The organism is Flavobacteriales bacterium (assembly GCA_025210295.1).
Classification (GTDB): domain Bacteria; phylum Bacteroidota; class Bacteroidia; order Flavobacteriales_D; family Parvicellaceae; genus S010-51.
The window spans coordinates 46,666-70,730 of record JAOASC010000044.1 but is presented as its reverse complement, the minus strand read 5'-3'; the positions used below and the strand labels follow the sequence as shown (position 1 = coordinate 70,730).

Annotated in this window: 23 protein-coding genes; 7 read left to right on the top strand and 16 right to left on the bottom strand. The window is 34.1% G+C overall.

Features of this window, described 5'->3' with window-relative positions:
- The first annotated feature begins 54 nt into the window (after positions 1-54).
- On the top strand, positions 55-2,274 hold the full coding sequence (locus N4A35_13270; protein MCT4582378.1) for a gliding motility-associated C-terminal domain-containing protein: 2,220 nt from the start codon (positions 55-57) through the stop codon (positions 2,272-2,274).
- Positions 2,275-2,570: 296 nt separating this feature from the next.
- Here the strand turns inward: N4A35_13270 and N4A35_13265 are convergent, their stop codons facing one another.
- The 3 genes from N4A35_13265 to N4A35_13255 all read right to left on the bottom strand — a co-directional run bounded on the left by N4A35_13265 (position 2,571) and on the right by N4A35_13255 (position 4,643).
- Positions 2,571-3,497 carry a glucosaminidase domain-containing protein gene (locus N4A35_13265; GenBank protein ID MCT4582377.1) on the bottom strand — a complete coding sequence of 309 codons (927 nt, stop codon included), beginning with the start codon at positions 3,495-3,497 and terminating at the stop codon, positions 2,571-2,573.
- Positions 3,498-3,675: 178 nt separating this feature from the next.
- Positions 3,676-4,041, bottom strand: coding sequence for a hypothetical protein (locus tag N4A35_13260; protein MCT4582376.1), 366 nt, complete (start codon positions 4,039-4,041; stop codon positions 3,676-3,678).
- A gap of 11 nt (positions 4,042-4,052) precedes the next feature.
- Positions 4,053-4,643, bottom strand: coding sequence for a nitroreductase (locus N4A35_13255; GenBank protein ID MCT4582375.1), 591 nt, complete (start codon positions 4,641-4,643; stop codon positions 4,053-4,055).
- Between the two features lie 139 nt (positions 4,644-4,782).
- Between N4A35_13255 and N4A35_13250 the strand changes: the two genes are divergently transcribed.
- Both N4A35_13250 and N4A35_13245 read left to right on the top strand, forming a co-directional pair.
- Positions 4,783-5,241, top strand: a complete 459-nt coding sequence (locus N4A35_13250) for a DUF4293 domain-containing protein (GenBank protein ID MCT4582374.1) — start codon at positions 4,783-4,785, stop codon at positions 5,239-5,241.
- Positions 5,242-5,256: 15 nt separating this feature from the next.
- Positions 5,257-5,943, top strand: a complete 687-nt coding sequence (locus tag N4A35_13245; protein MCT4582373.1) for a hypothetical protein — start codon at positions 5,257-5,259, stop codon at positions 5,941-5,943.
- 31 nt (positions 5,944-5,974) lie between these two features.
- Here the strand turns inward: N4A35_13245 and N4A35_13240 are convergent, their stop codons facing one another.
- The 5 genes from N4A35_13240 to N4A35_13220 all read right to left on the bottom strand — a co-directional run bounded on the left by N4A35_13240 (position 5,975) and on the right by N4A35_13220 (position 11,752).
- Positions 5,975-6,397, bottom strand: a complete 423-nt coding sequence (locus N4A35_13240) for a RidA family protein (protein ID MCT4582372.1) — start codon at positions 6,395-6,397, stop codon at positions 5,975-5,977.
- 44 nt (positions 6,398-6,441) lie between these two features.
- Positions 6,442-7,539, bottom strand: a complete 1,098-nt coding sequence (gene rlmN / locus N4A35_13235; protein MCT4582371.1) for a 23S rRNA (adenine(2503)-C(2))-methyltransferase RlmN — start codon at positions 7,537-7,539, stop codon at positions 6,442-6,444.
- Positions 7,540-7,580: 41 nt separating this feature from the next.
- Complete coding sequence (gene queA, locus N4A35_13230; GenBank protein MCT4582370.1) at positions 7,581-8,630, bottom strand: tRNA preQ1(34) S-adenosylmethionine ribosyltransferase-isomerase QueA; 1,050 nt, start codon at positions 8,628-8,630, stop codon at positions 7,581-7,583.
- A 269-nt stretch (positions 8,631-8,899) separates the two neighbouring features.
- Positions 8,900-9,652: a T9SS type A sorting domain-containing protein gene (locus tag N4A35_13225; protein ID MCT4582369.1), complete on the bottom strand. Its 753-nt coding sequence runs from the start codon at positions 9,650-9,652 to the stop codon at positions 8,900-8,902.
- A gap of 69 nt (positions 9,653-9,721) precedes the next feature.
- Complete coding sequence (locus tag N4A35_13220; protein ID MCT4582368.1) at positions 9,722-11,752, bottom strand: Omp28-related outer membrane protein; 2,031 nt, start codon at positions 11,750-11,752, stop codon at positions 9,722-9,724.
- A 245-nt stretch (positions 11,753-11,997) separates the two neighbouring features.
- Between N4A35_13220 and N4A35_13215 the strand changes: the two genes are divergently transcribed.
- Genes N4A35_13215 through N4A35_13205 form a run of 3 tightly spaced genes read left to right on the top strand, consistent with a single transcriptional unit; the run spans position 11,998 to position 15,109 of the window.
- The gene (locus N4A35_13215; protein ID MCT4582367.1) at positions 11,998-12,489 is read left to right on the top strand and encodes a TlpA family protein disulfide reductase; all 492 of its coding nucleotides are present in this window, start codon (positions 11,998-12,000) and stop codon (positions 12,487-12,489) included.
- 9 nt (positions 12,490-12,498) lie between these two features.
- On the top strand, positions 12,499-14,190 hold the full coding sequence (locus N4A35_13210; GenBank protein MCT4582366.1) for a DUF6029 family protein: 1,692 nt from the start codon (positions 12,499-12,501) through the stop codon (positions 14,188-14,190).
- 4 nt (positions 14,191-14,194) lie between these two features.
- A complete protein-coding gene (locus N4A35_13205; protein MCT4582365.1) occupies positions 14,195-15,109 on the top strand; it encodes an Omp28-related outer membrane protein in 915 nt (304 codons plus the stop codon).
- Positions 15,110-15,117: 8 nt separating this feature from the next.
- Here N4A35_13205 and N4A35_13200 read toward each other — a convergent pair whose 3' ends face one another.
- The 8 genes from N4A35_13200 to N4A35_13165 form a co-directional block, all read right to left on the bottom strand.
- Positions 15,118-15,843 (bottom strand): glycosyltransferase family 2 protein, encoded by a 726-nt coding sequence (locus tag N4A35_13200; GenBank protein MCT4582364.1) that lies wholly within the window; start codon positions 15,841-15,843, stop codon positions 15,118-15,120.
- Between the two features lie 169 nt (positions 15,844-16,012).
- Complete coding sequence (locus N4A35_13195) at positions 16,013-16,738, bottom strand: class I SAM-dependent methyltransferase (GenBank protein ID MCT4582363.1); 726 nt, start codon at positions 16,736-16,738, stop codon at positions 16,013-16,015.
- Positions 16,739-16,744: 6 nt separating this feature from the next.
- Positions 16,745-17,458, bottom strand: coding sequence for a glycosyltransferase family 2 protein (locus N4A35_13190; GenBank protein MCT4582362.1), 714 nt, complete (start codon positions 17,456-17,458; stop codon positions 16,745-16,747).
- Positions 17,459-17,462: 4 nt separating this feature from the next.
- A complete protein-coding gene (locus N4A35_13185) occupies positions 17,463-19,349 on the bottom strand; it encodes a glycosyltransferase family 39 protein (GenBank protein MCT4582361.1) in 1,887 nt (628 codons plus the stop codon).
- 192 nt (positions 19,350-19,541) lie between these two features.
- Complete coding sequence (locus N4A35_13180) at positions 19,542-20,477, bottom strand: transglycosylase SLT domain-containing protein (protein ID MCT4582360.1); 936 nt, start codon at positions 20,475-20,477, stop codon at positions 19,542-19,544.
- 96 nt (positions 20,478-20,573) lie between these two features.
- Positions 20,574-20,864 (bottom strand): hypothetical protein, encoded by a 291-nt coding sequence (locus tag N4A35_13175; protein ID MCT4582359.1) that lies wholly within the window; start codon positions 20,862-20,864, stop codon positions 20,574-20,576.
- A gap of 58 nt (positions 20,865-20,922) precedes the next feature.
- Entirely contained in the window at positions 20,923-22,236 is a 1,314-nt protein-coding gene (gene tilS / locus N4A35_13170; protein ID MCT4582358.1) for a tRNA lysidine(34) synthetase TilS, read from the bottom strand.
- Complete coding sequence (locus N4A35_13165; GenBank protein MCT4582357.1) at positions 22,233-23,405, bottom strand: anthranilate synthase component I family protein; 1,173 nt, start codon at positions 23,403-23,405, stop codon at positions 22,233-22,235. The genes tilS and N4A35_13165 overlap by 4 nt, the downstream gene beginning before the upstream one ends.
- 107 nt (positions 23,406-23,512) lie before the next feature.
- Between N4A35_13165 and N4A35_13160 the strand changes: the two genes are divergently transcribed.
- On the top strand, positions 23,513-24,049 hold the full coding sequence (locus tag N4A35_13160; GenBank protein MCT4582356.1) for an OmpH family outer membrane protein: 537 nt from the start codon (positions 23,513-23,515) through the stop codon (positions 24,047-24,049).
- Positions 24,050-24,065: the final 16 nt, after the last annotated feature.

Here is a 24,065-nt window from a genome sequence, read left to right as displayed (position 1 = left end):
ATATAGAAAATTGATAAGTTGAGATACTTTTTTTACATAAAAACGATAACACTTTTGTTATCAACATTTGTGCTTTTAGCACCTTCGACAAACATTGCTCAATGTTTTGAAATCGAAAGTATATTGGTCGATGCTTGCGGAAACCCTGAAGGCGAGAATGAAATGGTTCGTTTCACTGTTGGGGGGACTGCTTTAAACACCTCAGACTTAAGTGTTGGATGGGCCACCACGATGAACTCTTGGCTAGGTGTTTGCCAAAACGCTACAACCGCTCAAAAAACAGCTGCTTTAAATGCCACAATTACAACCTGTGGATTTCTTAAAGAGCCTACTAATGGAGTACTTCCAGCTGGTTCAAAAGTTTTGCTAATTACGAGTACCGACATTGATGTAACATTCAACTCTTTTGACGGTTTAAACGATACGTTATATATTATATACCAATGCGCAGGTAATACTGCTGGACATTTTGGAAATCATGGTTCTAGCGCAACAAGGACGTTATCAATGTCTTTTGCTAATCCAGCAGGGTGTACTGATGTGGTTTCTTATGACAGAAGTTTATTGATTAATCAAATGGGAACAGTTGGGGGAAGCTCTGCCGACAGAGATGGTGGAGGAGTAAACTTCACTAACAATGGAGTAGCGACCTACTACAACAATGGTTGCCAAGCTCCAATTATCACCAACAACATTAGCATTACTGCTACACCAACTACAATTTGCCCATTAGACACCATTAGTTTAACCGCTACTTCAAGCAGTTCGAATATTATTTGGCTAGGAGGTTTGGGGACGTTCTCTAATCCAACTTCTTTAAACACTTCATACTATTCTAGTAGTAACGATATTTTTCCTTTAACACTTTATGCAGGATATATCATTCCTTGTGGAGACACTATTGTAGATAGTGTTACGATTACACAAAGTACGAGTTCCAATTTGGCTGTTACAACATCAGCCACCTCTATTTGTGCTGGAGAAACGATAACCCTTAGTGCTACTGGTGCAAACAGCTATAATTGGCACGATGGATCGACGGGATCGACGGTTAACATTGATACAGCAGGAACCTTTTATGTAAGCACTAATGCTTGTGGTAATGACACTGCTTTTGTGACGATCAACTGGAACGGAACTGCTCCAAATGTATCTTTGAGTGGTGATTCTTTAATTTGCCAAGGCGAAACCACCTTAATTACAGCTACAGGAGACGGCCCATTTACATGGCATGACAACTCAATAGGAAGCTTGCATAATGCTTCTTCACCACAAACTGTATATGCTTCTGTTTCTAACAACTGTGGAACAGATACTGCTTATATGACCATATCACTTTCAGGAACTCCTCCTACAGCTAGCATCAGTGGGGACTTATTTATTTGTAACAATATTCCGACAACGCTTACAGCAAATGGAGGAGACAGCTATACTTGGAACGATGGTACCACTTCATCAACATACAGCAGTTTAGCTACAACAGGTTTCTTAGTTGCCAACAACAACTGTGGTACTGACACACTACATTTTACCGTTAATGATCTAGGAACAAGCCCTACCGCAACTATCTCTGGTGATTCTATCATTTGCGATAATGAATTTAATCGTTTTGAAGCCTCTGGAGGTGACTCCTATACATGGCACAATGGAACAACCAATGACTTTTATTATTCATCTTCTAGCGAAACAATTTACGTTATCGCCTATAATCAATGTGGAGCTGATACAGCATATTTTACTGTAGACGATCAAAGTGTACTTTCCGAGTTTGAAGTTAGTGATTCTGTTGGTTACCAACCTTTACGCATCAATTTCACCAACCTCTCTCAAAATGCAACGAACTACTTGTGGGACTTAGGAAATGAGATGAGCTCTTCTAACGAACACGAAGATTATACCTATACATCAACTGGTGAATTTATCATTCAGCTAATTGCTAGTAACCCATACTGTAGTGACACTAGCTACAAACAATTGACGATTCTTAATAGTTCTAATGTTTTTATCCCGAATACCTTTTCACCCAACAATGATTTTATTAATGACCTTTTCACTCCTATTGTTTCTGATATTTCTGAAGAAGATTATGATTTTACCATATTCGACAGAAATGGGCAAATCATCTTTAATTCTACCATAGTTGGTGAATCTTGGGATGGTACACACCTTAATACCAAACTCCCCAATGGTGTTTATATCTGGAAATTAAATTATAAAACAATAGGCGATTTAACCCCTTATGAGAAGTATGGGCATATTAACCTTATTCGCTAGTTTTTTTCGCCACCTCTGATAAGCGACCGACATAACTTTCAAGCGACTCCTTTTTATAAGGCTTAATCCAATCAACACAATGAACTTTATATTCTAACTTCAGTAAGTTAAACACACGTTTATCTGCTCCTAAGCCACTAATACCATATAACTTCATCGTTACTTTAGATTATTTAATAAACTAAAAGCCCTGTTCACAACAAGAACAGGGCTTTTACAACAAACAAAAACAAATCAACACTCATCAACCTCACGCGTTTAGCGATTTTGTTTTTATCGCAATATGTTTGTAATCTTTATTTTAGTTTTATTTTCTGACCAACAACTAATTCACTAGCTAAAGTCATTCCATTCTTTTTTAAAATTCGTTTCAACTTTACGCCCTCTTCTTGAGCAATGCTTCTTAAGGTTTCTCCCGATAAAATGGTATGATACTTTTTCTTTCCTCTATTTCGTTTTGGTTGTAGATAAATACGTTCTCCCTCTTTTAATTTAGTATTGTTATCACAATCATTGTACTTATACAATTGCCACAAAGCCATATCAAACTCCTTAGCTATTTTATAATAAGTATCTCCTTTTACTGCTTGAATATACCTTACTTTCTGTGCTAGTAAAACGGTATGCTTAACCGGTTGAATTGCTGGTAACACTAATTCATTTTGAGGCAGCTCCAAGACTTTTCCTGGCTCGCTATCAACAACAACAGCCTCCATTCGATCATATTGATACAATCCATTATCTTCGATTAAATCAATCAATAAATTAGCATATTTTGGGTTTGTTGCATAACCAGCCTTTCTCAGCCCTTTGGCCCATCCCTCATAATCTGTAATTTCTAACACAAACAAACTTGCATATCTTTTTCTATGTGCTAAAAATTTAGAATGATCCTCAAAAGATTGAAAAGCGTCAGCGTATTTTCTAAAACACTCATCTTTTTTGTCATCGTCCTTATAAACACCTGGACCGTCCCAACCATGACACTTAATCCCAAAATGGTTATTAGCATATTTTGCCAATTCAGAATTTCCATTGCCACTTTCTAAAATACCTTGAGCCAAAGTGATGCTAGCAGGTATTTTATACTTTACCATTTGCGAAATAGCCTCATCTTTCCACCTTTCAATGTAATCTTGACGCGTAAGAAAACGCTCAGATGGTTGTGCTAATGCACTTAAAGAAATAAAACTCAATAATATGAGAATTACTATATTTTTCATTTGCTGCTTTTGTTGTTGTGTTGTTGTTGTTTTCAGAGCTAAATACTACGCTTTGGCTCTTCTTACAGAACGCAAGTTACTAACAATTGTTTCAATAATTGTTAAAAACTTAAACAATTTGACATTTTATTTTATAAACAACTGATTTGCAAGCAAATAAAAACCATCATTAAAAGTGTTAATTTTGATAAACAGGACTTAAAAGGTAACCGATTATGCCTAGAATAAAAATTATAAGGCCAAAAATCACAACACCATATCGGATGTATTTATTTTGAAAAATTGGCTTTCGATATTTCCCAATAGCCAAATAATTAAGCTGATCTACTTCCCTTAAATTGGTCATTTTAATCCCAAAAAGATGCATTTGCTTTCCTCTATTTTCTTCTAGATCTCTTTCAAACCATATCCCTTTTTCTTTCAACAAGCTTTCGAAATAGTCAGCTTGTTCTTCAATATAAAAGAAGAATACTTTATAATTTTTGTTAGTTGGATGAGTTTGGTGGTTAGTTACCCTCAAAATCCCTTCATTCATATCGTCCATAGGAAACTATCTTATTCATTTACCCATTTAGTGAGGTATTCAATTGGTTTACGCTGTCCCTTTGGCCACTCTTCTAGTTGAGGATATCCTACATAAAACAACGCAATACATTCTTCCTCATCTTCTAGTTCTAAAAACGTTTTCATTTCAGGTCTTCCAATTAATTTTGGGCTTGCCCAAAACGCTCCCAAACCATAAGCTGTTGCCGTTAAATGCATATTTTGTATTGCACAAGAAGCAGCTTCAACCTCTTCTATAAATGGTATTTTCCCTCGTTTATCTTTTACAACACTCACAGCAATAACTGCAGAAGCCAACAAAGGTCTATTTTTCAACTTATTAAACTTCATTTCATTATACTGATCTCCTGTAAACAAATCAGCATACAAGCTACTTTGAAAACTACTTAACCGCTCTAAACCTTCTTCCATAAACACAGTAAATCTCCATGGCTGAGTCATCCCGTGAGTAGGTGCCCAAATAGCATTATTCAATAAATCTTCTATGATTTCTCGATGAACTTTACGAGAAGAATACATTTCAGGATAAATTGTTCTTCTGTTTTTAATAACCTCAGTGATTTCGCTTAAATTATATTTCATAGAATATTACTTAATGTTTATTTGAGCTACAAAAATAGTATTTGTTTAAGTAGCTCTGTGCAATTTTTGTTACAAATTTCGTTAAAACGCATGAATTGATTCCTAACAAATAGTATCTTTGTGTAAACACTAAAAAATTATGATTCAACGTATCCAAACCGTATACTTAGCGCTATTAGTTATCTGTCTAGGGTTAAGCTTTGTTTTTCCTTTTGCGACCTACCCTATTGAAGAAACTGTTGGGACGTTAGGGGCATTGGGTGTTTCTGAAAACATTTCGAAAGCCAGCCCTTGGTTTCCATACTACGTTACACTGGGAGCTTCTATGGGTCTAGGGATAATGACTATTGCTCAGTTTAAAAACAGAAAAAAGCAATTGGCATTTGGTAAAATCAATTATTTATTGATTATCGTTACTTTGATTTTTATTTCTTTTGACGCGACCGGTGTTGCCAACAAATTAGGAATCATGGAAACCCAAATATCTTATGGCGCAGGAATGTTCTTACCTGTTGCGGCACTTGCATTTCAATTCCTTGCCAACAGAGGAATTAAAGCAGATGAGAAATTAGTTCGATCTATGGATAGATTGAGATAATCTCAAACTAAAACCATGCGAATTAAACGACTCCCCTATTTTATCTTTTCTATTTTAATTCTATTTAGTTGTAAAGAAAAAAAAGAGCCTCGAAACTCATTTGATATAGAATGCTCAATTATCGGAATTAAAGATAGTATTAACAGAACTCATGGTCAGCTTGTTTCATTAATAGCACAAAAGGGGCTACAATCCAAAATTGATAGCTTAGAAAAAGAAATTGACACACTTAACAATAAGTTTGACATTCTACTGGCACAAACTTTAGAAGGCAATTACGACTCAATTAAAGAAAATCTAATTAACCGCTTCAACTTAAAAGCTCCCAATCCTGAACAAAAACATTTTATGTTTTTATTTTTTGCTTATAAAGTTAATGGTCCTGGCTGGGTCACTTGTGGATTTAGAAGCTTACCTAAAGATGAAAATTTAAGGGTAAAAAAGGAAGCTATGATAAAAAAAGCAGAAGAAGAGTACGACAACTATATTGAACAGATTGTTAGAGCTCCTCTAGAAAAAGCATACCCTCAATTAACACCAAAACACCTACCTGCATTTGAGAAAATAGTTGAAGATTACCTACTAGAAACCCCTTCTCTGAATCACTTTAGAGACAGTGCCAGAAAAATGATTGCCACTGACTCTATTATCCATCAATTACACTCCAATAAATACAAAGCTTGGTATTACTCTTTTGATTAACCTCACTTGGTTCTTGAGCACACGAAGCGGATTACACTTCTGCCACACACTTCAACTCTATGGCAATAGGCGTTGGCAATGAGTTAATCTCTACAGTTGTTCTACAAGGTTGGTTGTCTTTAAAATATTCAGCATACACACGATTGTAAGTATGAAAATCACGCTTCATATTCACTAAAAAGACAGTAACATCCACTAATTTGTCCCAACTCGATCCACTCTCTTCAAGAATCACTTTGACATTATCAAATACAGCTCTACACTGTGCTTCGAAATCAAATTCAAGAAAATTCCCATTCTTGTCTAACTCTAAACCAGGAACCTTAGAATCTGAACCATCGGAACCTGCCACTCTTGGTCCTACACCAGATAAAAATAATAAATTACCGACTTTACGTGCATGTGGATACAACCCTACTGGTTTTGGTGCTTTATTGGTACTTATTTTTGTCATTTTTATTTTGATTTAATTCTTAATTAATACTACCTAAAAAAGTTTTATTTATATTGCTTATCTATAACTACTTCATTTTTATTAGCCAATTGACCACAAGCTGCATCAATATCCTTCCCTCTACTCCTTCTAATATTTACAATAATATTTTTTCTTTCTAAATGCTGAGCAAAAGCATCTACTTTCTTCATTTCTGCCTGCTGATAAATTCCACCATCAATAGAATTATACTCTATAATATTCACTTTACATGGTACATTTTTACAAAATTCAGCCAACTCTTGTGCATCTTCAATCTCATCATTAAAATCTTTAAAAACGATGTATTCAAAAGTGACGCGTTTTCCTGTTTTTTTATGAAAATAACGTAATGATTTTGCTAACTCACTTAACGAATTAGAATCATTAATCTCCATAATTTTAGAGCGTTTTACATCATTAGCAGCATGTAATGAAAGTGCCAAATTAAATTTCACCTCATCATCTGCTAATTTTTCAATCATTTTCGCAATACCTGCCGTCGAAACAGTAATTCTTTTGGGCGACATCCCTAAGCCATCTTCATGCGTTATTTTATCAATAGAATGTCGCATATTTTTATAATTCAGCAAAGGCTCCCCCATCCCCATATAGACAATATTTGATAGCGGAATTCCATATTCAGAAATAGCCTGATTATTAATCAGTACTACTTGATCATAAATTTCATCAGGATTTAAATTTCTTACGCGTTTTAATTTTCCTGTCGCGCAAAAGTCGCACGCTAAGCTACAACCTACCTGAACTGAAATGCATGCTGTCATTCTTTTTGAAGTAGGAATCAACACCCCTTCGACCACAGCTCCGTCGGAAAGTTTAAAAACACTCTTAATGGTCTTATCACTACTTTTTTGAGATTCAGCTATTGTTAAATAACGAATTTCAAAATGCGCTTTCATTTTTTCCCTAAGCGCTAATGATAAATTGCTCATATCATCAAAATCTGTTGATGATTTTTTCCAAAGCCATTCGTAGACTTGTTTTGCTCGAAATGGTTTTTCTCCTATTTCTACAAAATAGTTTTTCAACTCCTCTAAAGTTAGCTGTCTTATATCTACTTTCTTATCCATTTGTACTGTAATAATACAAAAAACCTCATTCATTTTATTTGAATGAGGTTTTATTATCTTTTATTTTAACTTTATTAAAGAATCAACATTGCGTCTCCATACGAATAGAAACGGTATTTTTCTTTAACAGCTTCTTTATAAGCTTTCATCGTCAAATCATACCCAGCATAGGCACTAATCATCATTAACAACGTTGATTTAGGCGTATGGAAATTAGTCACCATTGCATCAGCGATACTAAAATCATAAGGAGGGAAAATAAATTTATTCGTCCATCCTTCATAAGGTTTTAGATTTTTATTAACTGAAACTGACGTTTCTAGAGCTCTCATAGATGTTGTACCAATTGCAACAACTTTTTTCTTTTCAGCTTTAGCTTTATTGACTCTATCTGCAGCTTCTTGAGGAATAAAAAGTTGCTCTGAGTCCATTTTATGCTTTGTTAAATCCTCTACTTCTACTCCTCTAAAAGTACCTAAACCAACATGTAGCGTTAACTCTGTAAAGTCAACTCCTTTAATCTCCAGTCTCTTCATGAGTTGTTTACTAAAATGTAAACCAGCAGTAGGAGCGGCTACAGCACCCTCTTCTTTAGCAAAAATTGTTTGGTAACGATCTTCATCCTCAGGCGTTGGCTCTCTTTTTATATATTTTGGAAGAGGAGTTTGCCCCAATTTTTTAATCACTGCTTGGAACTCTTCGTAAGATCCATCAAATAAAAATCTTAATGTTCTTCCTCTTGAAGTTGTATTATCAATAACCTCAGCCATTAATTCATCATTCTCTCCAAAGTAAAGTTTATTACCTATTCTTATTTTTCTTGCTGGATCTACCAAAACATCCCACAATAAGCTTTCTCTGTTTAATTCTCTCAACAAGAACACTTCTATTCTTGCTCCAGTCTTTTCCTTATTACCATACATTCTAGCAGGGAAGACTTTTGTATTATTTAACACAAAAACATCTCCATCATCGAAATAATCGATAATATCTTTAAACATTTTATGTTCAATTTCTCCCGTATCTCTATGAACAACCATTAACCTTGATTCATCCCTTACATCTGCAGGATATTCAGCCAATAACTCTTCTGGTAAATCAAATTCAAATTGTGATAATTTCATCTGTTTTTATTTATTTTTTATGATCAAATGAAGCCAACAGTTTCTTCCGCATTGATTTCATTCGACAATAATTTTGGATTGCAAAAGTAATAAATTAATATTGAAGTTGTTAAAAATAAACAAAATGAGTTTTTAAAACTTAAAATAAATTCTTTTTATACTTTTTATTCTACAAAAAAGGATACCTAATTCAGCCTTTTCAAAAAGGCAAAGCAAAAAAAAGTGAGCTCAAACAAGCTCACTTATACTTACTTAACAAGTATTAAATACTAATGTTTAACAATTAGTTTTTCTGTTTTCAAAACAGTCCCTTTATCTAGAACTGAAACAAAATAAATTCCATTGTTTAAATCCATCAAGTTTATTTTAGTTGAATTGTTGACATTTACTGCTGTTAGTACTGTCTTCCCTAACATATCAATAATTTTCACATCTACATTTTTTAAATCAACTTCAACATTTAGTTGATCACTTGCTGGATTAGGATAGATAGAAAAGTTCACTTTAGACATTTCTGTTAGTGCTGCTGTACAAGAAGTTGACACATTATGCACAAAGCGACCATACACAGTACCTAACGCAGTATTTGGATCTGCCGCGTCAAAAAACTCATACTTAAACAAAGAGCATCCATCTATATTATGAGGTCCGTAATGTGCCAAGAAACCAATTGCGGTATCTCCTGGTGCTAAACTATAATCGTACTCTACTCCATTTTGCCCAATAACCATTACAGGATAATCTCCCGCATTTACATCAGGAGGACACACCACCCAACAAGTGCTATTCGTTGTACCTGCTAAAACATCTACTTCTGTTCTTCGACATTTTATCGTATAATTCTCTGTTGATGTATTGATTACTGATAATGGGAATTCCAAATCGTTATCAGCAGGAACCCCTGAAACTGTAATTGTGGTGTTATTAAAATCAGCACCAGGATGCAATGGGTCGATCAGCTTCAATTGAGCTTGTACTCCTATAAACAATAGGACAAAAAAGATTGATGTTATTAATTTCATATCTAGCAGTATTAAAAAGCCCTTACCTATTGTACACAACAGGTAAGGGCTTAACTTATATATATTTAATTATTTGAATAATGTTATTTGTTTTACGACTGTACTACCGTCGATAGTTACATGTGCAAAATAAACACCATTATTTAAATTAGACAAGTCTAAGTTAAGATTTGCGACTCCAGCCGATAGATTGTGAGTAGTATTCGCAACAACCAACTCACCTAAGCTATTATAAATTGCTACATTTACACCAGCCTGCTCTGATAAACTCAATGCTAATACTGAGTTTCCATTAGATGGATTTGGATATACAGTAGCCGAACTTAATGCTTCATTTTCCTCAACTCCAATAGTTGTTCCATCTAAAATTTGAATATCATCAACAAAAAGGTTATTACCATAAGCTGAAGTTCCTTTAAAAGCAATGATAACTTCAGACTCCCCAGCATAACTTGCTAAGTCTACAAAGTTATTTTTCCACTCTGTAACGGCAGGGAAAAAGCTACTTGTTGATGCACTAGCAGTAGTCAATGCTGAACCTTGTTTAGAATATACATTCGACCAAGTAATTCCACAGTCTGTAGAGACTAAAACTTCTAGTTTATCATTTTCTGCCTGATACTGAGCATACGCGTGGTTAAACTTAACACCATGCCCTGTACCAACGCTAAAGTCTAACTTTTCAAAAACAAGCATTGAGCTTTTTCCAGTTGGAATAGAAAAGAAATTCCATAAAAAACTCTTAGAGCTTTTTCCAAAACCTCCTATCTCTTGGGATACACTATTACTAACTGCGTTACTCACAACCAAAGCTGAAATATCATCTGGATTATCAGCAATAGCATTATTAGGTGCACTAGCTCCAACGCTAGAACTTTCGAAGCCTTCTTGATGCGTCTGGGCAAATGCTGCTGATGGCACAATATAAATTGCTTCCGAAGTAGCAGAATTATTCCCCATAACTACCTCAACGTAAGAAGATCCATTTAACGCATTAACAGTGTAAGTAAAAACGTTCTCTCCAGGAGACAATGTAATTCCAGGGAATGATGTTGTTGCAGAAGCCCCTCCAGCTAACGGGTTAGAAACTGTTTGTGTGACAGCTGTTCCCCCATTTAAAGAGTAAGACACCTCATAAGAAGTAATCGAAGCAGTATCTGCATTATTCACCGTTATTTCTGGAACAACTGCTCCATCACAATATGAATTAGGACTTTGCATATTTGTTGAAGATGCTAAATCAACTAAAGTCGTTCCCGGAGGGATTACATAACTAATAGGTCCCTCAGCACCTGTAATAATCTCTTGTTGTCCTTCCGCCAAGAAAGCAACAACTTCTAATTCACCCAACTCATAAGCAACTCCATTTAAATCTGCAGGAATTGAATAAACATATTGACGTTGTATTAACGTCCCTTGACTTGTCGTTGAAATGGTATCTCCCCATTGCCCTGTAATTAAGTGACGTAACATATGATTATGTTCGTAGTTACCATTCGGCAAAATTTGAGCGTTATTAGCTGACATCCCCGATTGTGGTCCCTCTATTCCATTTTGAAGCAAAGCCACATTTAATCGGTTAGCTGCAGCTCCATTCCCTGTATAATAAACTTCGACATCTACTGTAATCTCTCTAGTTTGTATATCTAAAGAAGCCTGTAAAGCTACATTCGCATACGATGATTCAGAAAGAATTGTTGACGAAGTAGAAGTCCATGTATTTCTTCCTTGGGCTGTACCGCTCCCTCCTTGTTGAGAATTACCAGCAAACAGATGTCTATTCACTGTTCCAGCTGGATAGCCTTGTAAATCTGTTTGATTGACAATAGCCGAACCAAACGGCGTTCTAAAATCAGGATCCGATCCATTTGGATTAGCATAACCTCCAACATGGACATTAATTAATACCACATCATCAGGATTAGCTGCCTTTATATTATTAGCGATTCTATGCCCATCTGGACAGAACCCACAATAAATCCCCGTGAATTCTTCTAAGACAACATTTTTATTACTCGCAGTCTGACTTACTGGCAATTGAGCCATCAAAGCAGATGCTGATAATAATGCTGTAACTGAACTAAGTAATTGTTTTTTCATAAGTTATTTACATGTTTATACATTAAAAAATGTCTAGCGTTTAACAACAAATATAAGTCAAAGTAACATTAACTTAATATAAAATATGACAGTATTCTTGGATTCCTATTTTAAAGTTTGTTTTTTAGGATTCCAAGAATAAACAATTATACTCTATTGCTTGTTTCTTTTTTTTAGTATGTTTACTTTGGCTTTGGCTTAATTTTTGAATTATTTTCATTTCAAAATAAATTAATTAAACTACTATGAGAACTATTATTACTTTTTTGACAATGTTAATTGGTCTAACTAGCATTGTTGCTCAGAACAAAAAATTACCAGCAGTTAAACTTAAAACTATAGACGGCAAAACTGTTAACTTAGCAACAATTTCTAACGATGGGAATCCAATTGTCGTTAATTTTTGGGCTACATGGTGTAAACCATGCAAGACAGAGCTAAACACTATAGCAGAAGAATACGAAGACTGGCAAGATGAAACAGGTGTAAAAATAATCGCTGTATCCATAGACAACTCACGTTCTACGGGTAGGGTTGAACCTTATGTCAACGGACAAGGGTGGGAATACGAAGTTCTACTAGATCCTAATGGAGAATTAAAAAGAGCTATGAATGTTAATAATGTCCCACATACATTTCTAATTGACGGCAAAGGGAATATCGTTTGGGATCATAACAACTACTCAGCTGGAGATGAAGAAGAGCTGTATGAACAAATTAAGAAACACGCACATTAACCCAATTCAATGAACATTAAATTCATTAAACCTTTAATACTAATGCTTGTCTTTTTAAAAGGACAAGCATTTTTTGGTCAAGAAAAAGAAACATTAGACCTAGGAAGAATAAGTGGTAACGTTCAAGTTATGAGCCAACTTTACAACGAAGATTCTTTGATAGGAGCTGCTCTACCTGATTTTAAAATGGGAATGAACTCATTTACCAATATTAATTATAATAGAGGTAATTTTTCGGCAGGTATCAGGTATGAATCATACCTAAACCCACTATCGGGTTACCCAACAACATTTAACGGTACAGGATTAGGATACAGATATGCTAATTGGACAAAAGAAAAACTTAGTGTGACAGTAGGTAATTTCTACGAACAGTTTGGAAGTGGTATGATCCTAAGAAGCTATGAAGAACGCAACTTAGGAATTGACAACGCTTTAGATGGGATAGGCGTCAAATACAATCCCTATAAAGGAATTTACTTAAAAGGACTAATAGGAAAACAACGCTACCAATTTAACGATGGATTTGAAAACGGGAATGGTATCGTAAGAGGTTTAGATGGAGAAATAAATATCAATGAACTTTTTGACAGTCTATTGGTTGACTCAAAATTCCAAGTAGCTATTGGTGGTAGTTTTGTAAGTAAATACAATAATGATAATAAAACAACCGACTTTATTCTTCCTAAAAATGTTGGAGCGTATGGAGGTCGTATCAACATGAGGTATGGGAAATTCAGGTTCTCTGGAGAATATATACACAAAGAAAACGACCCATATCCTTATGATCAAGATTCTAACTTTAATTACATCTACAAAAATGGTGAAGGACTATTACTTAATTTCGGATATTCTAAAAAAGGTTTAGGAATTGACATCAGTGCTAAACACAATGACAACTTGTTATGGCGCTCAACCAATATCTCTACTGGTCCAACAGATTTAATGATTGGATTTATTCCTGCTCTAACTAAGCAGCACACCTATAACCTTGCATCAACCTTATACCCCTATGCAACCAATGCCCAAGGAGAAATTGCTTTCCAAGCTGATGTTATTTATAAAATCCCTAAAAAAACTAAAATAGGTGGAAAATACGGAACATCAATTGCTTTAAATTTTGCTACTGCCTATGTACCTGAACGTACATTTATTAATGATATGGATGGGGCTCGAAAAAGTTATGAAACTCAATTATTTAGGATGAGTGACAGTATTCTTCTACAAGATTTTAATATTGAAATAAAACGTAAAATAAATAAAAAACTAAAAACAAGTTTTACTTACTTCAATTTTATATTTGAAGATAGAGCTATTCTAGTAGCCAAACATCATGAGAAAATATTTGCACATATTGCAGTAGCTGATTTTACTGTCAAATTAAAACCTAAACATGCTCTTAGAACAGAACTTCAACACCTGTGGACTCAACAGGATCAAGGAAACTGGGCCTTTGCACAATTAGAATACACCATTAGCCCACACTGGTCTTTTGCCATACTAGACCAATACAATTACGGAAATAAAAAAGAAGATTTACGTGTACATTATTTACTAGGAAACATTGGCTATGTTAGTGGCCCACATCGATTTTCTTTACAATATGGTAGACAACGTGCAGGAGTCTTTTGTGTAGGAGGAGTCTGTAGAACAGTTCCTGCGTCTAATGGTTTAACTTTCACCCTAACCTCAAGTTTTTAGAATTATGCGTTTAATAAAATTAACTTTTTCAATTACTACCTTATTTATTTTAATAGGTTTGCTATCATGTGACAGAATTACCCAACCTATTCCTACTAAAGTGGGTGGGTTAAACTGGGATTTATTTCCAAATGGCGACTCAACAAACTACACCTGGCCAACATGGACTGCAAATTCAAACATCCTACAAAATGTTCTGATAGAGGACTATACTGGTCATACCTGCACCAACTGTCCTGCTGCTGCAGTGGTAGCAAAAAACATTGAAGATGCCAACCCTGGAAGAGTTTTTGTTGCTTCTATTCATGCAGGGACTGCTAGTACGTTTCAAGCCCCTGAACCGCCAGAATTCCCAATGGACTTTAGAACTGAGGAAGGTAACATCTATATTAATGAAATCCCTAGCTTTTTCGCCAATCCTGTTGGAACAATCAATAGACAAAGTAATGGCTTAGGAAATACTTTGTGGTATACATCAACATCATGGGCAAACGAAACAAACGCTGCGCTTACTAACACTGTAAAAGCTGGTATACAAGTTCAAACGAACTTTTTTCCACAAACCAGAGGACTCTTTATTCATACCGAAAGTGAATTTTTAACTAACCTCTCAGTTGAGCATGATATCGTGATTTATTTAATTAGAAAAACTGTTATTTCCGCTCAAAAAATGGCCAATGGAACAACTGAAGAAAATTACCATCATCATAATGTAATGAGTGGAACTATTAATGGAGCATGGGGAACTCGCTTAGGAGACAATATAAGTGCAGGTGATAAAATTTACAATGACTTTGCTATGGAACTCCCTAACAGTGCTAATGACACCACCTATAACATTGATAACCTTTCTTTAATAACCTACATCTATAACAAAGATACTTACGAGATTATTCAAGCTTTAGAAACTGAACTATAGGGCTGCTATTATTTTGAGAAAAGATTATACTTTAAGATGCAATAGATTGCTCTAAAACCATCTTTCCATCCAATTTTCTTTCCCTCTTCATAGGTTCTTCCATAATACGATATCCCAACCTCATAGATTCGAATATTCTTTACTCGAGATAATTTTGCAGTCAATTCTGGTTCAAAACCAAAACGTTGCTCTTTTAAATTTAAGCTTTGTGCAATATCTGTTCTTATTAGCTTATAACAAGTTTCCATATCTGTTAAATTCAAATTGGTAAACATATTCGACAAACTTGTCAAGAACTTATTCCCTATACTGTGCCAATAGAATAAAATTCGATGAGGATTACCTCCCATAAAACGAGATCCATACACCACATCTGCAAATCCATTAAGTACTGGTTTGAGCAAATCATTATATTCTTCAGGGTCGTACTCTAAATCTGCATCTTGAATAACCAAATAGTCTCCCGTTGCTTGCTCTATAGCTTTATGTATTGCAGCCCCCTTACCTTTATTCACTTCTTGGCTATACAATTGTATTGGGAATTCCGGATACTGACTTTTATACTTCTCAACAGCTTCTATTGTATTATCTGTAGAGCAATCATTAACAATAATGACTTCTTTTTCTATAGAACTAACTAAAGAAACTGCCCTCACTTTATCCAGAATTAAATGAATGGTTTTTTCTTCATTATAAGCTGGAATTAAAATAGATAAAGTTCTAACAGGATTCATATAAACAGGTTATTTTTCGCTAATTATTTGTATTTAGGAAAGTGTACAAAGTTAAAAACATGCGGCATAAAAACTAATTTGCAAAACTATATTTCGTGATTTAAATTGATTTTCATTTTGCTAAACGGGTTCTTTTAATCATTATTATATTTCGGAATTGGATTTTCTTTTAACGTTTTTTTCCTACCACTATAGTAGAGAGTCCCCAAAAGGGAACCAAAGCTTTATCTACTACTTTAAACAACGGGACGAGCTTATTATAAGTCACCATTTGGCTCGAAGGAATCATCCTTTTCATTAATAACTTCCCTGTATAAAACCACCCAAACACTCCCATAGCATTAAAGTATTGTTTATGAATAATTTCGAAATCATTAGCTATAAATAAAGTGGATAGCTTTTTTTTATTGTAGCGACGATAATGCCCCAACTCTTTATCCATACCGTTATACAACGCATCGTATGAAGGCACTAAGATGATTAAATTCCCTCCTTTTCTTAACAGCTTTTTACAGTTTTGAATCGCAGTGAAATCCGTTTGAATATGTTCAACAACATTTAATGCAAAAACCGTATCAAACTTCCCCAGTAAATCTTGATGTTTTTCATCAAAATTTGGATCAATTAAATCCATCAGTTTAACTCCTAATACATTTTTGTGGTGCTGATACTTTTTCCTCAAGGTTTCACAATAACTTACATTGAAATCTGTAAGCATAATTTGCTTATTATCCCGAATAAAACAATTGGAAATATTCCCTATACCACTTCCCACTTCTAATACATGTCCTTTACAAAATTCTGCAATCGTACTATACATCCAATCATTAAACTTATCTGCTTTATTAATTGCAGATAATGTTGACTCTCCTACTACATCATTTTTAACTTCCATACAGCTTTAACCTTTTAATAAGTTATACTTTAATACACTATAAATACCTCTTATTCCAGCTCCCAATTTAGCTCTTGATTTTACTTGACAAACTTCGCCATGATATGAGACACCAACTTCATATATTTTAACCTCCTTGATTCTAGAAACTTTTGCAACCAACTCTATAGCATAACACTCTTCTTTTAATACTATACGCTTGGCGATATCAGTTCTTATTAACTTATATGAAGTAGTTACATCTGTTAGATTTAGATTGGTAAACATATTAGAAATTTTAGTCAAAAATTTATTGAATGTATTATGAAAGAAAGCAGAAGTTCTATGGGCATTTCCTCCTTTGTACCTTGACCCATATACTACATCTGCTCCCCCTTTAAAGACAGGAGCTAACAACGTTTTATAAAGTGTAGAATCAAAATGCACCCCCAATTCTTGAATCAATAAAAAATCTCCTGAACACGTTTGAATGGTCTCTTGGACCATCTTTCCTGTGCTTTTATTGGGCGTTATACTACATGAACGAACAGAAAATTCATCGCATTGAACAGGATCATCCTCTATTCCTAAAACAGGATCATTGATCTTGCTTAAATAAACAACTATAACTTCTTTACTAATATTATCCTCAAGTTGAACCTCTCTTATTTTATCGAGAATCAAACGGATATTTGTACGATCATGCTTAACCAAAAGAAGTATGGAAATTTTCTTAATCATTTCATTACACATTAGGAATAAACTTATTATTCTTAAACAAGCCAAAAGTTCTTTCTTTAGTCTTGACATTAAAAACTTCTCCTTTCCCCTCCATTTTATCTTTAACCCAAGTTGTTTTGATGATATTTCCATTCGATAAAAACAACACGCCTTGACCTTCTCTGAGGTCATTTTTCCATTCCCCTACAAATCGATTATTACTTTTCCACAAATACTCCCCTTTTCCTTCTCTAATATTCTCTTTCCACTCCCCCTCATACGAAGAACCATCCCAATACTTGTACTTCCCTTTACCATGTTTTTTATCTCCTTTCCATTCTCCATCATAACCCATTTCTGGTAAAAATTGAAACACATAAGATTCTGGTTTCCCTGTTTTATACTCCATTTTAAACTTACCAGGGTATTTTTGTATGGTAGGCATCAAATATTTAGAAGTAGAAGAAAAACCTAATGATTCAAGAATAACATAATCTACTTTCAATTTTATCAACCCATCTAGCACTTCTTCTTTATCGGAAGACTTTCTATAATTAGTTACGGTTTTTCCCGAATACAAATGAAACAAATTAGGCTTTCGACATGCAGTGACTGAAGTATCAGGAGTATTTAATTTAACCCACTTGGCAGCTTGAAAATAATTATGATATTTAGGAATATGGTTCGCATCAACATTCTTTTTCAGTTCATGAAACCCGATTTTACCAGGAATAAAAAACAGCAACAGTAGGTAAACACCATATTTCTCTATTCCCTTTTTTATCTTATACAACTTCAACAGCTTCACAAAAACCATTACCAAATGATAAATCCCCCAAAAAAACAACCCCAAAAGGACTGGCATTATTGGTAGAATAAATCGTTTACCAAACCAAACTTCTGGCCACAACAACAACACGGTAAAAACGCCTCCTAAGGATAAAAAAAGATATCCTGAATATTTTTTTAATTTAAAAAGACCAAACAAAACAACTAAGACAATTCCAACCCCTACGACATAACTCATCATCCCTGGATCCTCCTTATAGTTATACAAAGGGTCATTAGACAGTATTCCTCCAGGGATTTCAACAGCTATATATCTTTTAAAATTCATCAATATTCGAGTGATATAATCTGAAAACTCCATCACTCCCAATTCTCGATTATAAGGGTTCTTATAGGTTAAATAATGGAGGTATGATGTATGAGCTAGATCTTTCATCCTCCATGACCAAGGCAAATAAAACAGCACAAATGAACCTACGTACACCAATATTCTTTTCCACTCTTTCTTACTTAATAAAAACAACAACATTGCAAATATGGCTGCTACAGCTATTGATTTAATGTAAAACATCACCATCATCGAACCAAGAGACACATAAAAATATGGTGACTTCCAAAAAAATTGATGCTCCATTTGTTTTATAAAAGAATACAGAAACAACAATAGAAACAGCATAAAAGCGACTTCACTGTAGAGATACATCGAAAAGTAGAGCATATAGTAATTCCCCAACAAAAAAAGCGATGAAATAAAAGCGATGTTTTCATTAATCTTTATTGCTTGGAGTAAAAAAAAGAGTGTGATACTAGACAGCAATAAAAAAAAGCCATTGACATTCTTTGCGACATTAATTTCACTCCCGAAAAACTTCATAAAAACAGAAAGCAAGGCTGGATAACCAGGAGGAAAATGTGTATGAGGAACAGACTTAATAATCTCACCATTTCTTTCACTCACAACATGATTATCGACATAACCATTACCTTGAGATAAGTTTTTCGCTAATAAATAATAAGCAACATTATCTCCCCCTAAATGTACCTTTTCATCTTTGTACTGATTAAAGGAAAAAAAGAAATAAACAAATATTATAAACAAATATACAAGTGTCCTCAGCTTCATATGACTTAACATATTTATACAGTTATACGCATAAAACTATGAAGAGGGGGGGCATCTTTAAAGGGAAGAACAAAATTTGACAAAAATAATGCAAATGTCTTCAACTTCACAGGGGTATTATTCATCACGAATATAGAGCTTTTTTTTATAAAAAAAAGAAAACCACAAAGAAACTGGTTGGCAAATTGTTACTTATAGTTCCTTAATATCACAACTGTATAGCACACTACAATTAGAATAGATAAAATCATGAAGGTTTAACATCGCAGCTAATGCAACTTGTGAATAATTCTGAGAGGCGTTTTTAAATCCTCCCCATTCAGAATGCCACATTTTTGTGATCAGTTCTTGTCCATTTACTTTTTCTTTAAATGAACTAACTAACCCATCTACATTACCAGCCCCAGCATGATAAATATGTAGAACAAATAGCTTGAACCAAATGGCATCTTCAGAATATGAAATCTGATTCTTCTTTAAAATCCTTTTCGCTTCTGGAATACAAGTTTTCCTTAGCAAACTTGCTGCTCCCATTGCAGATTTTTCAAAATCTTTTCGTTCATCTACAGTTTTATTGACAATAAGACCATGACTTCGAGCAACAGATTTCATGAGTTGAAACGGCCCGTAAGCACCGACATTTGAATACTCTATTTTACCAGGACTCTCAATCAATAAAATCGCTTGGGCATACCAAGGGTCTGTATCATATTTTTTAAAGATTGGTATGGCTTTACTTATACTTGGAATTACTTTTTCAAACTGATAAAAATGACTTTTACCTGAAGTCACATAAATTTTTTCTGTTGAATCCAAGTTAAAAACTTTTCTTACACTGTCTTTATAGGCTAATTTTTGATCCTCAGTTTGAGCTTTCCATTTGACAAAAGAATCTTTTCCCAACACTTCTCTTGTTGCGGCTATATTTACTAAACAAGAATCTTGACTCAACACCATAACCTCTTTCCAAAAGTTAGGTTGTGCCAATATATCCCAACGTTCTTTAACCAAAGCATTAGTATTAACGAAAGCATAGTTGACAGAATCTAAGCCATAAAAATCTATTATATAGTTCTCTTGGCTATATATACTTAATGGAAATAAGAGGTATAAAAGTATTTTTTTCATTGTTCTATCACTTTTGCTTAACATAAAATTAATATCAAGTTTGACAATAAGAAAGTGTACGACAAAAGATATACGAACAATGTATCGTGAATTGTTTTAAATAATGCTTACAATTCTATTGATAGGAATTACTGTACCTTGCTTAAGTACAATATTTTTATCACCAACAGCCCAAACCGTTGTAAAAACCTCTTTTAACCCTTTATCATCCTCGAAAACAATTTTTATTTTTGAATGATGCAGATTTCCCAAAATCATTGCTCTTCTTAAAGAGTGCTTTAAGACTTTTAACTCATCTGGTGTTTTATCTACGGGAGTTTTAGGAAAGATTAGGTTTGAAATTTCTTCTTTTTCTATACGTACAGGTGTAAGGGTCATATTTTCCATAAAGTGTTTTGTGTATTTAGTGTTTTAGTTAACGCGGTAGGTCTAGATACGTATGTTTTTACAATTTGGTTACAATTTTTATAATTTTTGTGGTATTGGTCGTTATTTTGACTCCATCTCCTAACCGCTTACCTACAACCCAACAAATTTCCCCTTGGCTTTCTAATACCCAAATTGCTTCTTTTTCAAATTGGTTTAATTTAAGATCTGTAAAAAAATCACTCAGCTTCTTTTTTCCTTTTAAACCTAGTGGTTGAAAACAATCTCCCTCTTTCCACCTTCTTAATATTAAAGGGAAACGAACTTTTGAGGCATCCATCCAAGCTATATTTTCATTAAAAACGATCGCATCCACACTTCCTTGATAAGCCTCCACAGCCAATTCAATAGGTTGTTTATATTGACCAAAAGTAGCTAACGAATACGTTTTATCTAAATTCTCCTCTTTATTTCTTTTGATGAGTAATTGATTATTCTCCTTTAACAAACGGTAATGATTCGAATAAAACAAACGCCCTTTTTGAGTACTTTTAATTACATTTTCAACTTGTGTTTTAGTAAATCCATAACGCGATAATACATGAAACACAAAATAGAACGAATGTGAAGCCAATTCTTTTAGTTGGATCATTGCTTCGTTTTCCTCTACATAGTTGTATTCATCTTCTTTCAATTTTTCAGAAAGATACTCCTCTATTGAATTCAAATTATCTACAGTAGCAAGCATCCCTTTCTTTGCATTGTTATGTACATGGTCCAATTCTGGGATTATTTTATGCCGCAGAAAATTTCGACTGTATTTTAAACTATCATTACTACTATCATGACGATAATTCAACTGTAATTCCCCCAAATAATCCTCTACTTCTTCTTTAGAAACCGTAAGCATAGGCCTTATTATATTCCTAGATTTCTTTGGAATTCCTTTTAACCCAGCAACTCCTGTTCCTCTTGTTAGGTTAATAAAAAAAGTTTCTATTAGATCATCTTGATGATGAGCTGTTACAACATAGTCTATTTTTTGCTTTTTAATGACCTCTGCAAACCAATCATATCTTAATTTTCTAGCTGCTTCTTGAATAGACAACCGCTTCTCTTTTGCATATTTTTCGGTTTGAAATGTAGTAAAGTATCCGTTTACAGTATGATCTTTAAGTAAATTTCGGACAAACATTTCATCTCCTTCAGACTCCTCTCCTCTTAGGTTAAAATTGCAATGAGCAACATCAAAGCGCAAACCTAAAGCTTTAAACACATGGAATAAACAAACAGAGTCACTTCCACCACTAACAGCTAACAAATAGGTTTTATGATTATAATTTTTATCCAAGCTCCTTAACGACTTAAGTACACTTTCTTCTAACGTCCTCATTGGCTGATCGCTTTTAATAAAGGGTTAATCTTGACAAGTGTTTCTTCATACTCTTTTATAGGATCACTTTTAGCTGTTATTGCTCCTCCCACCATTGCAGACAAATATTGTTGAGTGCTATGATATAAAAACGAGCGAATCACCACATTAAAATCAAAATCCCCATTAGGTTTAATATATCCTACTGCTCCAGAATAGACTCCTCTTTTGGTCTTTTCTTCATCTTCAATCAACTCCATAGCCCTAACTTTTGGAGCTCCTGTCATAGACCCCATAGGAAAGGTTGCTTTAAGCACATCTGAAAAGCGAACCCTTTCTTCCAGTTGACAACTCACCGTAGAAATCATCTGATGTACAGATTCAAACGAATACACCTCGCATAACTCTTCTACTTTCACAGAATCAAAACGGCCAATTTGTGATAAATCATTACGAACTAAGTCAACGATCATGATATTTTCACTTCGCTCTTTAGGATTCTCTTTCAATTGCTTCTTCAACTCAAGGTCTTCTTCCTTAGTTTCTCCTCTACCAATTGTTCCTTTTATCGGTTGTGAAACAACTTTAGCACCCTCTTTTTTTATAAAACGTTCTGGACTAGCACTGATAATATATCTATCCTTGAACTTTCCTATTGCAGAAAAAGGAGCTTTTGTATAAGGTACCAATCGGTTATACAAGGCTATGGGATTAATGCTTGTATTCTCCTTATAAAACTCGTAACAAAAATTAATCTCGTAAATATTTCCTAGACGGATTTCATTTTGCAACCTCTTCACACTTTTAAGGTATTCTACTTGGGTAATTCTTGGATTTAACTTTAACTTCTGACTTCCTAAATGGAGCTCTTTCGAAAATAACTTTACTTCTTCCAGGTATTTTTCTTCTCCATAAATTAAAGAGAACTCCCCATCCTTATATAACAATAAGTTTTGAGGTATAAAAAAGTGTATTTTGGGAAATGTTAAGCCATCTTGATTATTTGAATTTAATGCTTCAACATCATTTTTTAGATCATAGGAAATAAATCCAAACTTCCACGCGTCCTTTATTGCTATAAATTCATCTAATGCTTTAAAATCTACGGGGGCATTCACTCCCACTTCAAAGGATTGTTGAACTCCAATAGCAAAGTAACCATGATCTTCTTTACAATCGTTTAAAAACAAAAAACCTGTTCCATTTTTAAAAAACAGATTATTTAATTCGTTTATATTGGAATTATATTTGATATTTGTTCTCAGAATACTCAATTTTACACAAAGATAAATAAATTATGAAGTCGACTTCCTATACTACAGCATTAATCGTTGCTGGTTTTTTTGCGCTAATTGTTTTAGTTGCTGCAAAAGGAAATACAGCAAAATCTAAGGTTGGATATATCAATACTACCCAATTATGGCAAGCAATGCCCGAAAAAGCAAGTGCTGATTCTACACTTAGCAAAATGAAAACTGAATTTGTTGGTTATTACCAACAAAAACAACAACAATTTGAATTGGGGGTTACAGGCTATAAAAGAGATAGCGCCTCTATGAGCGAATTAATTCGTAAAGAAAAAGTTGATGCATTATTAAAAGAACAAGAAAGCATAAAAAACTTCCCTAAACAGGCTGATGCAGAGCTGAATAAAAAGAAAGAAGAACTTTATGCTCCAATTCGACAAAAAATGCAAAAGGCTATCGATGCTGTTGCTGCGGAAAACCACTATGATTATATTACTGATGTAAGTTTTGGGCATATTATATATGCAAAAAACACAGAGGATAATATTTTACCTTTAGTGAAGAAAAAACTGGGATTACAACCTTGATTTTTGGTTTTTAATC

Coding starts and splice junctions, on each gene's coding strand:
- N4A35_13265 (MCT4582377.1), bottom strand. CDS start 3,497: ATGAAAAATATAGTAATTCTCATATTATTGAGTTTTATTTCTTTAAGT.
- N4A35_13160 (MCT4582356.1), top strand. CDS start 23,513: ATGAAGTCGACTTCCTATACTACAGCATTAATCGTTGCTGGTTTTTTT.
- N4A35_13180 (MCT4582360.1), bottom strand. CDS start 20,477: ATGAAAAAAATACTTTTATACCTCTTATTTCCATTAAGTATATATAGC.
- rlmN (MCT4582371.1), bottom strand. CDS start 7,539: ATGAATGAGGTTTTTTGTATTATTACAGTACAAATGGATAAGAAAGTA.
- N4A35_13250 (MCT4582374.1), top strand. CDS start 4,783: ATGATTCAACGTATCCAAACCGTATACTTAGCGCTATTAGTTATCTGT.
- N4A35_13205 (MCT4582365.1), top strand. CDS start 14,195: ATGCGTTTAATAAAATTAACTTTTTCAATTACTACCTTATTTATTTTA.
- N4A35_13175 (MCT4582359.1), bottom strand. CDS start 20,864: ATGGAAAATATGACCCTTACACCTGTACGTATAGAAAAAGAAGAAATT.
- N4A35_13245 (MCT4582373.1), top strand. CDS start 5,257: ATGCGAATTAAACGACTCCCCTATTTTATCTTTTCTATTTTAATTCTA.
- N4A35_13215 (MCT4582367.1), top strand. CDS start 11,998: ATGAGAACTATTATTACTTTTTTGACAATGTTAATTGGTCTAACTAGC.
- N4A35_13260 (MCT4582376.1), bottom strand. CDS start 4,041: ATGGACGATATGAATGAAGGGATTTTGAGGGTAACTAACCACCAAACT.
- N4A35_13200 (MCT4582364.1), bottom strand. CDS start 15,843: ATGAATCCTGTTAGAACTTTATCTATTTTAATTCCAGCTTATAATGAA.
- tilS (MCT4582358.1), bottom strand. CDS start 22,236: ATGAGGACGTTAGAAGAAAGTGTACTTAAGTCGTTAAGGAGCTTGGAT.
- N4A35_13185 (MCT4582361.1), bottom strand. CDS start 19,349: ATGAAGCTGAGGACACTTGTATATTTGTTTATAATATTTGTTTATTTC.
- N4A35_13190 (MCT4582362.1), bottom strand. CDS start 17,458: ATGATTAAGAAAATTTCCATACTTCTTTTGGTTAAGCATGATCGTACA.
- queA (MCT4582370.1), bottom strand. CDS start 8,630: ATGAAATTATCACAATTTGAATTTGATTTACCAGAAGAGTTATTGGCT.
- N4A35_13225 (MCT4582369.1), bottom strand. CDS start 9,652: ATGAAATTAATAACATCAATCTTTTTTGTCCTATTGTTTATAGGAGTA.
- N4A35_13195 (MCT4582363.1), bottom strand. CDS start 16,738: ATGGAAGTTAAAAATGATGTAGTAGGAGAGTCAACATTATCTGCAATT.
- N4A35_13255 (MCT4582375.1), bottom strand. CDS start 4,643: ATGAAATATAATTTAAGCGAAATCACTGAGGTTATTAAAAACAGAAGA.
- N4A35_13240 (MCT4582372.1), bottom strand. CDS start 6,397: ATGACAAAAATAAGTACCAATAAAGCACCAAAACCAGTAGGGTTGTAT.
- N4A35_13220 (MCT4582368.1), bottom strand. CDS start 11,752: ATGAAAAAACAATTACTTAGTTCAGTTACAGCATTATTATCAGCATCT.
- N4A35_13210 (MCT4582366.1), top strand. CDS start 12,499: ATGAACATTAAATTCATTAAACCTTTAATACTAATGCTTGTCTTTTTA.